The sequence below is a fragment of the Rhodococcus koreensis genome, from assembly GCF_900105905.1.
Lineage (GTDB): Bacteria > Actinomycetota > Actinomycetes > Mycobacteriales > Mycobacteriaceae > Rhodococcus_F > Rhodococcus_F koreensis.
This window is the reverse complement of sequence record NZ_FNSV01000005.1, coordinates 1342939-1356511: the sequence shown is the minus strand read 5'-3', so window position 1 is coordinate 1356511 and position 13573 is coordinate 1342939. Positions and strand designations below refer to the sequence as shown.

Annotated in this window: 10 protein-coding genes and 1 pseudogene; 6 read left to right on the top strand and 5 right to left on the bottom strand. The window is 65.9% G+C overall.

Annotation, left to right across the window (positions count from 1 at the left end; translation table 11 throughout):
- Nucleotides 1-5: 5 nt before the first annotated feature.
- Nucleotides 6-1361 (bottom strand): MCE family protein, encoded by a 1356-nt coding sequence (locus BLV94_RS10970; RefSeq protein WP_072937917.1) that lies wholly within the window; start codon nt 1359-1361, stop codon nt 6-8.
- Nucleotides 1362-1670: 309 nt separating this feature from the next.
- On the opposite strand from BLV94_RS10970, the gene BLV94_RS10965 reads away from it, so the two are divergent.
- Nucleotides 1671-3884, top strand: coding sequence for a serine/threonine-protein kinase (locus BLV94_RS10965; RefSeq protein ID WP_072937921.1), 2214 nt, complete (start codon nt 1671-1673; stop codon nt 3882-3884).
- An 84-nt stretch (nt 3885-3968) separates the two neighbouring features.
- On the top strand, nt 3969-4175 hold the full coding sequence (locus BLV94_RS10960; RefSeq protein ID WP_072938005.1) for a hypothetical protein: 207 nt from the start codon (nt 3969-3971) through the stop codon (nt 4173-4175).
- Between the two features lie 279 nt (nt 4176-4454).
- Here the strand turns inward: BLV94_RS10960 and BLV94_RS50830 are convergent.
- Both BLV94_RS50830 and BLV94_RS10950 read right to left on the bottom strand, forming a co-directional pair.
- Nucleotides 4455-4922: pseudogene (locus BLV94_RS50830) on the bottom strand (class I SAM-dependent methyltransferase); the annotation flags it as partial.
- A gap of 86 nt (nt 4923-5008) precedes the next feature.
- Nucleotides 5009-5422 carry a (R)-mandelonitrile lyase gene (locus BLV94_RS10950; protein ID WP_072937924.1) on the bottom strand — a complete coding sequence of 138 codons (414 nt, stop codon included), beginning with the start codon at nt 5420-5422 and terminating at the stop codon, nt 5009-5011.
- 319 nt (nt 5423-5741) lie between these two features.
- Between BLV94_RS10950 and BLV94_RS10945 the strand changes: the two genes are divergently transcribed.
- Nucleotides 5742-6638: an alpha/beta fold hydrolase gene (locus BLV94_RS10945; RefSeq protein ID WP_072938007.1), complete on the top strand. Its 897-nt coding sequence runs from the start codon at nt 5742-5744 to the stop codon at nt 6636-6638.
- A 219-nt stretch (nt 6639-6857) separates the two neighbouring features.
- Here BLV94_RS10945 and BLV94_RS10940 read toward each other — a convergent pair whose 3' ends face one another.
- A complete protein-coding gene (locus BLV94_RS10940) occupies nt 6858-8201 on the bottom strand; it encodes an NAD-dependent succinate-semialdehyde dehydrogenase (RefSeq protein WP_072937926.1) in 1344 nt (447 codons plus the stop codon).
- A gap of 184 nt (nt 8202-8385) precedes the next feature.
- A complete protein-coding gene (locus BLV94_RS50825; RefSeq protein WP_244163575.1) occupies nt 8386-9021 on the bottom strand; it encodes a type III PLP-dependent enzyme domain-containing protein in 636 nt (211 codons plus the stop codon).
- 806 nt (nt 9022-9827) lie between these two features.
- Here BLV94_RS50825 and BLV94_RS10930 point away from each other — a divergent pair.
- The 3 genes from BLV94_RS10930 (at nt 9828) to BLV94_RS10920 (ending at nt 13435) form a co-directional block, all read left to right on the top strand.
- On the top strand, nt 9828-11768 hold the full coding sequence (locus tag BLV94_RS10930; protein ID WP_072937927.1) for a potassium transporter Kup: 1941 nt from the start codon (nt 9828-9830) through the stop codon (nt 11766-11768).
- A gap of 153 nt (nt 11769-11921) precedes the next feature.
- Nucleotides 11922-12827: a 4-hydroxy-tetrahydrodipicolinate synthase gene (gene dapA / locus BLV94_RS10925; RefSeq protein ID WP_072937929.1), complete on the top strand. Its 906-nt coding sequence runs from the start codon at nt 11922-11924 to the stop codon at nt 12825-12827.
- A gap of 329 nt (nt 12828-13156) precedes the next feature.
- Complete coding sequence (locus BLV94_RS10920) at nt 13157-13435, top strand: hypothetical protein (protein WP_072938009.1); 279 nt, start codon at nt 13157-13159, stop codon at nt 13433-13435.
- Nucleotides 13436-13573 lie beyond the last annotated feature (138 nt).

Sequence of the window (13573 nt, the reverse complement as noted above, 5' to 3'; positions counted from 1 at the left end):
CGTCGTCATTCGAAGGTCACCTCGGTTCCCCTCATGGTCGGCGCGCCGACGTGTGTCGTCCAGCTCGGCACGTCCTCCGGTGCCATGCCCCCGGCCTGGCCGTAGACGACGTCGAGGGTGTCCTGTTCCATCTTCGAGCCCGCGTAGCTCGCGGGCGTGACCTGGGTTCCGTACCCGGGGACCTGGTCGGGGACGCCGGCGGGCGCGGGGAAGTACCCGATGGTCGACGGTCCGGGGTTCCGCGACGGGACCTGGTAGGAGCCGTCGTTGAACGATCCGCCGGGGTATTGCGGGAAGTGCGCACCCGGTGCGGTGACGTTGTCGTAGCAAGCCGGTCCGCGGTTGTCGAGCAGGCGCGGCTCGTCCTGGTTGGGCACGTAGCGGCCCTTCGGGTTGACGAACTGCACAGTGCCTCGGCCGCCGGGATACGGATCGTCGAGCGCGAGCAACTCGAGGGCGATCGGCGCCGCCCTCACGAAGGCCGCCAGGGTGCAGCCGAAGCTCGGTGAGTAGCGGCCGAGGAGTTGCAGTGCTTCCCGCGAATCGGCGGCGATCGTCACGATGCTCCGGGCGTTCGCTTGCACGAGGTCCGCGGTGGACGCACTCGTTCCGGTGAGCGACACGAGCAGGGTGGAGATTTCACCTTGTTTCTCCACCAGAGTGTTTCCGGTGGTCCGCAGATTGTCGAGGGCGTTGACCAGATCGGGCGCCGCCTCGGAATACGTCTGCGAGAAGTCTGCCAGCCCGCGCAGATCCTCCTCGATGGCAGGAAGTTCGGTGTTCAGCCCACCGAAGATCTCCTCGAGCCGGTCGAGCGTCAGGCCGAGTTCGGCGCCGCGGCCGCTGAGTCCCTGGGACAGCGCGCCGAGCGTGTTCGCCAGGTCCTGCGGCGGAATCGCTTGTAGGAGCGGCAGCAGGCCGTCCAGAACTTCGCCGACCTCGACGGCGTTGCCGCTCTTGTCCTGACGTAGCGTGTCACCGGCCTGGATCGGCGGAGCCGTGTCGCCCTCCGGAACGATCAGCGACACATACCGTTCACCGAACAGTGTCTTGGGCAGCAGCCGCGCCGTCGCGTTGGACGGGATCAGCGGTGCCTTGTCCGGCTGGATCGCGAGAGCGAGAGTGACCTCGCCCTCCTCAGAGGTCGCCGAGCGCACCTCGCCGACGATGAGGCCACGGACCTTCACGTCCGCGTCGGGTGCCAATGCGCTTCCGGTGCTGTCGGTGACGAGGTCGATCTCGACGACCTTGGTGAACGTCTTGTCGAACAGTGCGAAGGAGGCTGCCAGGAACAGCGCGAGGACGAGGAAGAACGCCAGCCCCAGTACCCGTCGGCCCACGACAGACGCCGTGTCGTTCATTCGACCACCCTCATGATCGCGGTCGGTGGTAGCCGCCGAGACCGCGTCGGCATGCGCCAACCTCCCGGTCCATCCTGCCTCGCGCTGGGTGGGGTTGGTGCCGCATCGGCGCAGGTGCCGACAAATTCTCGGCCAGGCTCCGCCACGACTGTGCGGTCACCGCCGTTTTGCCGCCCGTGCGCTCGCATCGGAGCGATACCCTTGAGCGGGGAGATTCGGCGGAAGGACACAATGTGGGGCAACAACGACCCGTCGCGGCACCGCGCGTAGCCGCCGTGTGATCGCCCGGGGCTGCACTCCGAGTTACCGATGTACGAGCCGACCGACCTGGTCGAATCCGCAGAACGAACCCGCACAGCGCTTGCCACCGTCGTGGCACGGTTTTCGGACGCGTGGGGGTCCGGGTCCCCGCCTGACCTGTCCGGATTCCTACCCCGCGAATCGGCAGAACGACGTTCGACACTGATCGAACTGATCAAGATCGACCTCGAATACCGCTGGCTTCGCTACGACTTTCCCAAACGACTGACCGAGTACCGAGCGGAGTTCCCGGAACTGCAGGACGGACCGTTTCCCGCCGAGTTGGTCTATGAGGAATTTCACGCCCGGCGCCGCAGTACGCCCGAAGTCGATGCGGAGACGATGGCCGTCGAGGCTGCCACCATGGCGGGCGGCCGCGGGGCCGAGGAGTTCACGGATGACTACTGCAGCACGATGATCGCGCGACCGCGGGCACAGGTTGTTCTCGGCAACATCGACGTCGGCGACCGCGTCGACGACTTCGACCTGCTGATGAGGATCGGGTCCGGCGCCTTCGCCCAGGTGTATCTTGCGCGGCAGCAATCGATGCAGCGGCTCGTCGCGGTCAAGATTTCCCACAACCATGGCATCGAGCCGCAGACCCTCGCGCAGTTGGATCACGACTACATCGTGCGCATCTACGACCAGCGACTGATCGCCGACGGCGAGCTGAAGCTGCTCTACATGCAGTATCTACCGGGGGGAACGCTGCTCGACGTGGTGCATCTACTGCGCTCGACACCCGCGGAACACCGGAGTGGGCAATTGCTGCTCGATGCCGTGGACGGCGTCCTTGCCGCCAAGGGTGAGGTGCGGCCCACCGAATCCGCTGTTCGAACACGGATCGCCTCCTTGACGTGGCCGGAGACCGTCGCCTGGCTGGGCTGCCGCCTCGCGGACGCGCTTCAGCACGCGTCCGAGCGAGGGGTGCTGCATCGGGACATCAAACCGGCGAACGTGTTGCTGAGTGCCGAGGGGATTCCGAAGCTGGCCGACTTCAATGTCAGCTCCAGCCAACGCATCAAGGGCACCAGCCCGCTGGCGTACTTCGGCGGCTCGCTGGCCTACATGTCGCCCGAACAGCTCGAAGCCTGCCACCCGGGCTCACCGACCACCGCCGCCGACCTCGACACCCGAAGCGACATGTTCGCGCTCGCTGTCATGCTGTGGGAGTTGCTCACCGGACGCCGACCGTTCGCGGACGAAACGACGGCCGGTGAGTCGGAGACGTCGCTGGCTCGCATGCTCGAACTGCGGCGCAGGCCCGTGGACGCGCAGTTTCTGTCGGAGCTTCCGCCGGATTGCCCCATGGCCCTGCGCCGGGTCCTCCTGAAATGCCTGTCGCCCGACCGCGACGACCGTTACCCGAGCGGTTCGGAATTGGCCCAGCAGTTCGACTTGTGCCTCGAGAAGAGGTCCCGGGACCTGGTCTATCCGCCTCCGAACAGTTGGCGCGCACGACTGTCGCGATGGCCCACCCCCATCCTGTGGTCGTCTTCGCTGGTCGGCATCGGCCTGGCGACGATCTACCTGGCGGTGCATCTGCAGGAATTGCTCAACGAGCGGCTGTCCGATGCCACGTACTCGAAGCTCTACACGAGCACCGTCGTCTTCAACCTCATCGCCTGGCCGCTGGCCGTCCTCATCTATGCCTACATGTCCCGCGATCTGCTCGCGGTTCCCCGCGGCCTGCGTAGGGGCAGACGGTACGGCGAGGCCGTCCTCGCACGGGTGCGGTCGCGAACTCTGTTCTGGGGCGATCTGTGTGCGCTGAACACTTTCGTGTTCGCCGTCTGCGCATCCGTGGCGGGGGTGATGTTTCTTCGCTGGTTCACCGAGCTTCCGTCGCGGCTGCTGGTTCATGCGGCGACGACTGTCCTGGTGGCAGGCACCATCTCCGTTGCGTACACATTCTTTCTGTCGACGTTCTATGTCGTCCGCTGCGTCTATCCCATCTATCTGCGACACGGCCTCACGACGGCACACGACGCCGACGTTCTCGACGGGCTGCGTCGAAGAACGACGGTCTATCTGGCGGTGACGGCGTCGGTGCCGCTCGTCGGTGTATTGGCCGGATTCAGCACCCTCGAACCCGCGGAGCTGCCACTGGTGCGCGATTCGGTCCTGGGGTTGTGCGCGGCCTCCGGGCTCGCGTTCGTCGCCGTGTACTGGTTGTACAGGAAGCTTGATGCAGACGTGCGCGCACTCGAGCGGGTGGTCTGACGCAACGGAGAATCTCTGATGCGGGCCACTTTCGACGGGTGCGATCCGGTCCGCATGCGCGCAGACTGGAGCCAGGAGGTCATCATGCGTCTGTTAAAGGGCCTGCTCGATGTGGTGCTGGGAATCGTCACGGCCGTGGTCGGCACGGTGCTGGGGATCGTCGCGGCCGTCGTGTGGCTCGTCGGCGGGATACTGTGCGTGACGATCCTCCTGATTCCTCTTGGCCTGCCCGTCATGAGGCTCGCCCGCCGCCTGTTCACCCTCGCCGGAAAGCTGATGCATCTTCCCTGACAGCGTCTCCCTGGCCGGCATGGGCTGGTGGTCGCCGCTGCGCAGGGCGAAGAAGATGAACGGGGCTTCACGGCTGAGCTGCTCGAAGAGTTCGGGGGAGCGATCGCGCACAGCGGTACCGGGGCGCGGCTCCGAGACGCGTTCGACGGTGAATCCTGCCGCGGTGAAGGCGTCGAACATTACGTGCAACGGCCGGTGCCAGAACCTCATGAGGAAGGTTTCGCCGGACTTCACCCATTCCTCGGTGAACTCGAACGTTTCGAGGTAGTCGCCCTGCCCGGACGGCCTGAAGTCCACGAACGGGTGATGCGTCGAGATGACGACGCGCCCGCCCGGCGCGAGAACCCGTCGAAACTCGGTCAACGGTCCCGACCAGTCGTGGAGGTAGTGCATCACCAGCGACGCAACGACGACGTCGAAGGTCGATGACCGGATGGGCAACTGCTGCCCGAGATCTGCCCGGATCAACGGGACGTCGGGTCCCAGGCGGTTTCGGGCGATCGCGAGCAGGTTCGTGCTGACATCGACGCCGGTGACCGCAGCGCCCGCGGAGACGAGCGCCTGCGACAGCACACCGCTGCCGCAGCCCGCATCCAGCACCCTCCGCCCAGCGACGTCGCCGGCCAGCGCCAGCGTCGTGGGTCGCTCGTACAACGCGTTGTACACGTTGTCCTCGATGTCGGCGTCGTACGCCGACGCGTACCTGTCGTAGTCGTTGAATATCGCCACGATCCGATCATGTCGCATCGGAGCCGTCGCCGGATCCAGGCGCGGCGTAGCCGAACTCGACACTGGCGGCATGACTGCCGCGTTGGTCGTGTCGGTCGAATTGTTCAGGAGCGGCGGGTGCGCGGTGCGCGGTACTGCTCGTCGGTGACTTCCTCGAGCCAGGTCGTCTCCGGCGCGCCGGATCCGTCGCCTTCCCAGATCGCGAGGTGTTCCATGAACCGGTCTTCGGCTGCGCCGTGCCAGTGCTCCTCACCGGCAGGGCAGCTCACGGTCTCGCCCGGGTGGGCTGCGAAGACGACACCGTCGCGGGTGCCGACCAGTGCGACACCGGAGACGACGTGCAGGGTTTGCCCGAGGACATGGTGATGCCAGAACGTGCGGGCGCCGGGGGAGAAGCGGACCATGTTCGTCCGCGCCCGCGAGGGTTCCTTGCCTGCGTAGATGACGTCGTACCAGACGTCGCCGGTGAATTGTCGGGCCGGTCCCTTGCCCGTGGCGACGGGGACGCTGAACTCCATGAGGTACTCCTCGGTTGTGGATATCGAAGCCGAGCTCGCGGGAGGCCTCGGCGTGCGCGGTGATCTGACGGGATGCGCCCGGCAGGTTCTCGTTCCAACCAGTAAAGGTGGGCGAGCGCGCTCGCGGGAGTGCCTGCTTTTCCAGGTAACCGCAGTACCCCCCTCGGTCCTGAGGTCCTGAGGCCCTGCGGCTCGCCCGCCGTGGCCACCGCAATACAGCTATGGCGGCAGGCAACGCTCGCACCGGGTGAATTAGTGTTCACCCCGTGGTGCACCATGGAGGAGAATGCTCGACTCGACGATGTTGGTGAGGAACCCCATGGATCCCGTAGTCCCACAATCCGAATTCGCCGGTGATGGCGTCACGCTTGTCGCCGACCGGTGGGACCCGCCGACACCGGGTGACGGATCAGGCGCCGACAGAAAGGGCTTGGTCCTGTTGCTGCACGGCGGCGGGCAGACGCGGCATTCCTGGCGAAACACCGGTCGCAGCCTCGCGGCGGACGGCTGGTCCGCAATTGCGCTGGATGCGCGTGGGCATGGAGACAGTCAGTGGGCGCCGGACGGGGACTACGGCATCGATGCGTTGGTCGCCGACTTGACCTCGGTCATCGAAGAACTGGGGGAGAAGCCAGTTCTCGTCGGTGCCTCGATGGGCGGTATGACGTCGTTGATCGGGCAGGGTGAAAATCCCGATCTCGCTCGCGGCCTGGTCTTGGTCGATATCGCACCGAAGGTCGAAACGAGCGGTACCGCGGAGATCATGGCCTTCATGCGCACTGGCCTCGAGGGTTTCGCGAGCCTCGACGAGGCTGCGGCGGCGATCGCGGCGTATACCCCGAACCGTGTCCGCAAGCCCAACCCGCAGGGTCTGCGTAAGAACCTTCGGCTGCGTGATGGCCGTTGGTACTGGCATTGGGATCCGGAGTTCCTGCGCGTCGGCGACGAACCCACTCGTCAGTCCGACTCGATCGTGCGATACGAACGCGCTCGGGACGCCGCGGCCGCGATCACCGTTCCCACGATGCTCGTTCGTGGCAAGCAATCGAATGTGGTCAGTGAGGAGGGCGCGAAAGAGCTGCTCGAGCTGATCCCGACCGCGAAACTGATCGACGTCACCGGTGCGGGTCACATGGTCGCCGGCGACGACAACGATGTCTTCAGTGGCGGGCTGAAGGAATTTCTCGACGAAGACGTTGTCGCGGCCCGTCGCTGAAGACGTCGAGCCCCTCGAACGTAACCGGCCATGACCTCAGGGGCCGTCTTGCGCCGGTCACGCCGCACCATTCGGCGATGAACAGGGCCATCGTCTTGGTGACCTTCTTCTTCAACGAATCCAGGTTCGTTACTCCGGATGTCGGGCGGGTTCCCGCACACCGCGAGAACCCGCCGATACCCACACCGACCAGAGGCGTCGAAAGTCGGGATCGATGGTTCAGCTGACGCGGATGAGTTTCTTGTTCACGAATTCGTCGATCCCGTATTTGCCGAGTTCACGACCGAAACCGGAGCGTTTGACGCCGCCGAACGGCAGCTCGACTCCCTCGGCGCCAACGGCATTGACGAACACCATGCCCGCGTCCAGCGAGTCGGCGACGCGGGACGCCTGATCGGGGTCGGTGGTGAAGACATACGAGCCGAGACCGAACGGGGTGTCGTTGGCCAGTTCGACGGCCTCGGCCTCGGAGCCAGCCTTGTACACGGTTGCAACCGGCCCGAACAGTTCCTCCCGGTAGGTTCGCGAATCCGGTGACACGTTCGTCAGCACGGCGGGTGGGAAGAAGGCTCCCTGCCGTTCACCCTCGGACACAATGGTGGCACCCTCGGCGATCGCCTGCTGCACCTGCTCGGCCAGTCGGTCGGCGGCGGCCACCGACGACAGTGGCGCGAGCCCATCGGCAGTGGCGAGAACCTCAGAAGTGAATCTGCCGACGAAGTCGTCGTACAGGTCCTCGGCGATGATGAATCGCTTCGCTGCGTTGCAGGCCTGCCCGGTGTTTTCGAAGCGACCTTCCACCGCTGCCTTCACGGTGGCGTCGAGGTCATCGGAACTGAGCACGATGAACGGATCGGAACCGCCGAGCTCCAGCACCACCTTCTTGAGGTTGCGTCCCGCGATCTCGGCGACCGCCGCACCCGCACGCTCGGACCCGGTCAGCGACACGCCCTGGACCCGCGGGTCGGCGATCGCGTCGGCGATCTGCTCGTTGGTGGCGTAGACGTTGACGTAGGCGCCCTCCGGGTATCCGGCGTCGCTGAAGATCTGGTGCAGCGCCGCCGCCGATTCCGGACACTGCGGTGCGTGTTTGAGCACGATCGTGTTGCCCAGTGCCAGATTCGGACCCGCGAACCGGGCCACCTGGTAGTAGGGGTAGTTCCACGGCATGATGCCGATCAGCACACCGATCGAGCGTCGACGGATCAGCGCGCTACCCGAGCCCTCGACCAGGTCGATGGGCTCGTCGGCGAGGAACTTCTCGGCGTTGTCGGCGTAGTACTGGTAGATCGCGGCGCTGAAGTCCACCTCCCCCAGCGACTGATCGAGTGGCTTGCCCATCTCCCGCTGGATGATCTTGGCCAGTTCGTCGCGGCGTTCGGTGTGTAACTCGGCGACTCTCGTGAGCAGTCCGGCGCGCTCGAGAACCGTCGAGCGCCGCGACCACTCACGGTGCGCCTTCTCCGCAGCGGACAGCGCCGCCTGCATCTCCTCGTCGGTGGCGGTCGGGTATTCGCGCACCGTCTTCCCGGTGGCCGGGTCCACTACTGCGTACAGGCTCATGTCGCGTCTCCTCGGAAGGGTCGGATACCCCAGTATTACGCGTGATGAGGTGCTGCGGTTGGTAGTCACGGCCAATACCCGATCACGGCCCTGTCGAATGCCTGAACCTCCCGACGAGATCCGGAGCCTGCAGGCACGGGAGGCATCCAACCGACCGGGCCGCTTGCCCTCGTCATCACCGGGACTATCCGGTTGTGAGCTCGTGCATGCGGCCGTGGGCGACGGAGACGGCAGCGGCCGAGCCGACCAGATCGCTGCCGTCGCGACTGACCACTGCCACCACGTCTCCAGGCCTGACATCCCGTGCCAGAACCGCTCCGGAACAGCCCGGTGCCCCGATCATGCTGCCGCACCGCATGATCGAGAACTCTTCCGCCGGTCCGAAAGGGTGGCGATTCGCGACGGCCGCCGCGACCAGCTCACCGGTCGTCACGGCTACGACCGAGCCGGCGCCACTGTCCAGGACGACAACCGGGCCGCCGGGCGTGCGCTCCACCTGGTGCACCCGGCACACATTCACCGCAGCCCGCGCAGTGACCGATCGTCCGGCATCCACCGAAAGACGTGGCCGCGGAAAGCGGTTCCGGATACACGCGTCCTCGACGGCATCGGCGATGGCATCGCCGAGATCGGATGAGCCGCCGATGTCGGTGGCGCCGCCCGCGATGCCGAGATGCAATTCGGTACACAGAACGCGGTGCTCTCGATACGCATCACACATCACCGCCACCGCGGTCAGGACCTGCTCACGGATGTCGCCGACAGTCGGCACGCAGTCGCAGCGTATGCCGACGAGATCGAGACCGGGCGCGTCGACCACCCGCCGGATGGTCGCCCCCGCACAGCAGGTGTCCCGGACACCGACGATCGTCTTCTGCCGCCCCGACTCGGGCCCGGGCGCGGCGACCGAGTCGATCCGCACCCCGGCGCCGACGACGATGCGACCGACTCCTCCCGGCCAAGGCGGCACTTCCGAGTGGGAGCGCGAATCGGCGGCATCGACCACAAGCACGATACTGTCCGGGTCGACCCACCCTGCCGCGCGACCGCCACGTCGCGGCGAGAGTGCGCCACCACCGTCAGGCGCCGCTCCGCGACCGACCGTGCCACGCCGCAGGGCAACAGAGGTGCCGTGCGGTAGAGCATCTCGGCATCGCGCAGCCCGTGCACGAACGTCTTACCACCGCCGCCCACACTCTCTTCGTCGAGCACATACGTCGGCACGCCGAACCGGTCCGCGATCTCGTCCAGGCCAACCCCGCCGACCGTGATGCGCCCATGGTGACAGTGCGTCGTCACCGGCCACACCAGTGGATCCAGTCGCGGGGTGGTCGTTCCACGAAGCGAAGGAAGGATGTCGAGAAGCGTCACTGTGGACTCCTACGCACGGTGGGCGAACGCGGTCGTTCGCCCTACCGGAACCAGTGTCAGACCTTCCCGATCGACCGGGGGTCTCGTTGACGCGATGCTGACGGCCCGGTGAGAACCACTAACGCTGCCCTGACATCGGGACGCCGGGGCTGTGCACACGCCGTGAACCGTTTGTCGGGCCCCGCGACGCTGTTACTGCCACAAACGGGCCGAGACGGAGGACCATGGGGTGCGGACCGAACCGAGGAGCCCGCCGTGCCCACAGAGTCCGAAGCTCCGCCGCCGATTCGCGCAGTCGGCGGCCGCGACACCGTTCGAGCGGCCGTTGTCGTCGGCGCACTCGGCGTCGTCTTCGGAGACATCGGCACCAGCCCGATCTACACCATCCAGACCGTGTTCAACCCGGACGACCCGCATCCCGTGCCGATCAGCACGAACAACGTCTACGGCGTCGTGTCGCTGATCTTCTGGTCGGTGATGATCGTCGTCACGCTGACCTACGTCACGCTGGTGATGCGCGCCGACAACGATGGCGAGGGCGGAGTCATGGCGCTGATCACGCTGCTGCTGCGCTGGGGTGGAACGCAGAGGCGCCGGGTTGCCGCGCTGCTGGCCGGCCTCGGGATCTTCGGTGCCGCTCTGTTCTTCGGCGACAGCATGATCACCCCCGCGATCTCGGTGCTGTCCGCGGTGGAAGGGGTCAAGGTCGTCGAGCCGAAATTGGAAGAGTTGATCGTGCCGATCACTGCGGTCATCATCGTGCTGCTCTTCTCGGTCCAGCGCCGAGGCACGGCCACGGTCGGCCGGTACTTCGGGCCGGTGATGATCCTCTGGTTCGCCTCCATCGGCGCCTGCGGCGTGGGAGGGATCGCCCAGCACGCGGAAATCCTCAAAGCGTTGTCACCGACCTATGCGTTGAGCTTCATGATCGGCCATTTCGAGATCGCCTTCTTCGCGTTGGCCGCGGTGGTGCTGGCGGTCACCGGCGCGGAGGCGCTGTACGCGGACATGGGTCACTTCGGACGGCGGGCGATTACCCGCGGCTGGTTGCTGCTCGTGCTGCCGGCGTGCGTCCTGAGCTACTTCGGGCAAGGTGCGCTGGTTCTCGGCGACGAGACCGCGGTGCACAGCCCCTTTTTCCTGCTCCCTCCCGAATGGGCGCGGGTTCCGATGGTGCTGCTGGCTACCGCGGCTACGGTGATCGCCTCCCAGGCGGTGATCACCGGCGCCTACTCGGTCGCCGCGCAGGCCGCCCAGCTCGGCTATCTGCCGAGATTGCGCGTGGCGCACACCTCGGAGGCGACGATCGGCCAGATCTATGTGCCGTGGATCAACTGGGTGCTGATGGTGTCGGTGCTGACACTGGTATTCGCCTTCCGCAGCTCGGCAGCGCTGGCGTACGCGTTCGGCATGGCGGTGACCGGGACCATCACGATCACCACGCTGCTGTTCTTCTACATCGCGCGCACCAGGTGGCGTACTCCGCTGTGGCTGGTCGTGCCCGGTGCAGGGCTGTTGCTGCTGGTCGATGTGCTGTTCCTGGCGGCCAATCTGACCAAACTGGTGCACGGGGCGTGGCTTCCGCTGCTGATCGGCATCACGGCGTTCACCGTGATGACCACGTGGCAGCGTGGTCGGGTGATCGTCACCCGTGCGAGGGAGCACGCGGAGGGGCCGCTGCGCCAGTTCATCGACGAGTTGCACGACCACCGGCCGCCGTTGCAGCGGGTCCCCGGCACTGCGGTGTTCCTCAACCGCGGCAAACAGACTGCGCCATTGGCGATGCGAGCGAATGTCGAACACAATCACGTGCTGCACCAACACGTGGTGATCATGTCGATCGGCACGCTGCCGGTGCCCCGCGTACCGGAGACCGAGCGGACGGAGGTCGACACTCTCGGCTATGCCGAGGACGGGATCCTCCACATGACCGCGAACTTCGGGTACATGGAAACCCCCAACGTCCCGGCCGCATTGCGCCTGCTCGACCCCACGCAAACCGAGGGGCCGATCGCGATCGAGGACGCGTCCTACTTCCTGTCGAAGATCGAACTGAAGAAAGGTTCGGCACCGACGATGGCGCCGTGGCGCAAGCATCTGTTCATCGCGACGTCGTACATCACAGCCGACGCCGCCGAGTACTTCGGTCTCCCGGGTGACCGGACCGTGACGGTAGGTTCCCGGATCGAGGTATGACGGCGCGGCAGCGTCGCGCGGGGCTTCGTCGTCGCGATCCGATCGTGCGTGCGGGGCAGGTGTCGTCGGCCGCGCGACCCTGGTCGGTTGCCAGTCAGTGAATAACCGGTTCCGTCAACGCTGTCGCCGGTTGAGGGCGCATACACTGGGGCAATGACACTCCCGTCAGCGCCTGTCGCCCCGTTCGGGCGCGTACTCACCGCGATGGCTACAGCATTCACCGTCGATGGCGAGATCGATGAGGAGGCGACTGCTCGGATCGCCCGACACTTGGTCGACCACGGACACGATGGACTCGTCGTCTCCGGGACAACCGGTGAGGCCGCCACGACTACCACTGTCGAAGATGGTCGGATACTGCGAGCGGTCAAGGACGCGGTAGGCGACCGCGCCAAGATCATTGCCGGGGTGGGCACAAACGACACCCGCCACACGCTGGAATTGGCGCGCCAGGCTGTCAAGCAGGGTGCCGACGGGCTGCTGCTGGTAACGCCGTACTACAACAAGCCGAGTCAAGGCGGGATACTGCAACATTTTCGCTACGTAGTGGATGCCGTCGATGCCCCTGTCATGCTCTACGACATCCCGAGCCGGGCCGGCACCAAGCTGGCACCCTCGACATTCGAGGCGATGGCGGACTGGCCGTCCGTGGTCGCGGTGAAAGATGCAGCTGGAGACCCCACACAAGCGATCATGCTGCGCGAATTGGGCTACGCGGTGTACTCGGGAGACGACAGCCTCACCCTGGGTTTCCTCGCGTACGGGGCATGCGGGGTCGTCTCTGTTCTCGGTCACGTGGCGGGCGACGAGATCCGCGCCATGATCGAGGCCTTCTTCTCGGGGGACGTCGAAACCGCGCGGGCGATCAATGCCCGCCTGCAGCCGGCTCTGCGTGCGGTAATGGGTGTCCCCAATTACGGTGCGACGACGGTCAAAGGGGCGCTGCAGTTGCTCGCTGTCCTGCAGAACAGAACCGTGAGGTCCCCGCTACTTGCTCTCGACGACGGCGAGTATGAAGCGCTTCGGACGGGGCTGTTGGCTTCAGAGTTGCTGCGCTGACCAGGCCTGAGTGTGTACTCAGATCTGTCGACACGACCTTCCCGCCGCACGTGCTGCTTCTATGCGGCACTGCCGCCGACCACGGCGTGGGTTGATTCTGAGGTTGGAGACAGGGGTTATAGGCCCTCGACCGCCAGAATGTGGAACATGGTGTGTTGTCCGCCCGCCGCCGATCGTGCACCAGCACCCCGCCCGTGGCAACCGGCGTGGAAGAGTCAAAATGACTGTACGCGTGAGTAACAGCTGCATGCGCACTTCGCAGACCGGGTCGCCCGGAGACGTTTGCGTGCATATGCTCTGACGAGGTTCGCTGAACGAAGAGGTGCATGATGGGCGACACAGGCGACGACGGGCCGGGGCCCGACCCCGAATTGACGGTCGGCACTCGGGTACTTGTCCGCAGAAAGTCCGAGGCCGACGTCACCGGCGAGATCGTCGAGGACTACGCGGCCCTGACCGAGTCGGGCGGCACCGGGCACGAGTGGGCGCCGGCGCATCGGTGGGCGATCGCCCTCGACGACGGACGCCTGGTCTTCGCCGACACCGACGAGGTGACCGTCGATCCCAGCCCTCACCGGGATGGGACCCACCGGCGCCGAGAGCACTGAGGGGTAGTCGGCAGGCGGCGAAAAGCAGGGCGAGGGCGGATCGAAATCTGGAGCGTTCACCATGGTGAACACACGCTTCGGCGACGGAACCACGGCGACTGTTCGCCTACCTGTGGCACGTCGCGGAGAAACGACAGC

Coding starts and splice junctions, on each gene's coding strand:
- BLV94_RS10945 (WP_072938007.1), top strand. CDS start 5,742: ATGGATCCCGTAGTCCCACAATCCGAATTCGCCGGTGATGGCGTCACG.
- BLV94_RS10950 (WP_072937924.1), bottom strand. CDS start 5,422: ATGGAGTTCAGCGTCCCCGTCGCCACGGGCAAGGGACCGGCCCGACAA.
- dapA (WP_072937929.1), top strand. CDS start 11,922: ATGACACTCCCGTCAGCGCCTGTCGCCCCGTTCGGGCGCGTACTCACC.
- BLV94_RS10960 (WP_072938005.1), top strand. CDS start 3,969: ATGCGTCTGTTAAAGGGCCTGCTCGATGTGGTGCTGGGAATCGTCACG.
- BLV94_RS10920 (WP_072938009.1), top strand. CDS start 13,157: ATGGGCGACACAGGCGACGACGGGCCGGGGCCCGACCCCGAATTGACG.
- BLV94_RS10970 (WP_072937917.1), bottom strand. CDS start 1,361: ATGAACGACACGGCGTCTGTCGTGGGCCGACGGGTACTGGGGCTGGCG.
- BLV94_RS10965 (WP_072937921.1), top strand. CDS start 1,671: ATGTACGAGCCGACCGACCTGGTCGAATCCGCAGAACGAACCCGCACA.
- BLV94_RS10940 (WP_072937926.1), bottom strand. CDS start 8,201: ATGAGCCTGTACGCAGTAGTGGACCCGGCCACCGGGAAGACGGTGCGC.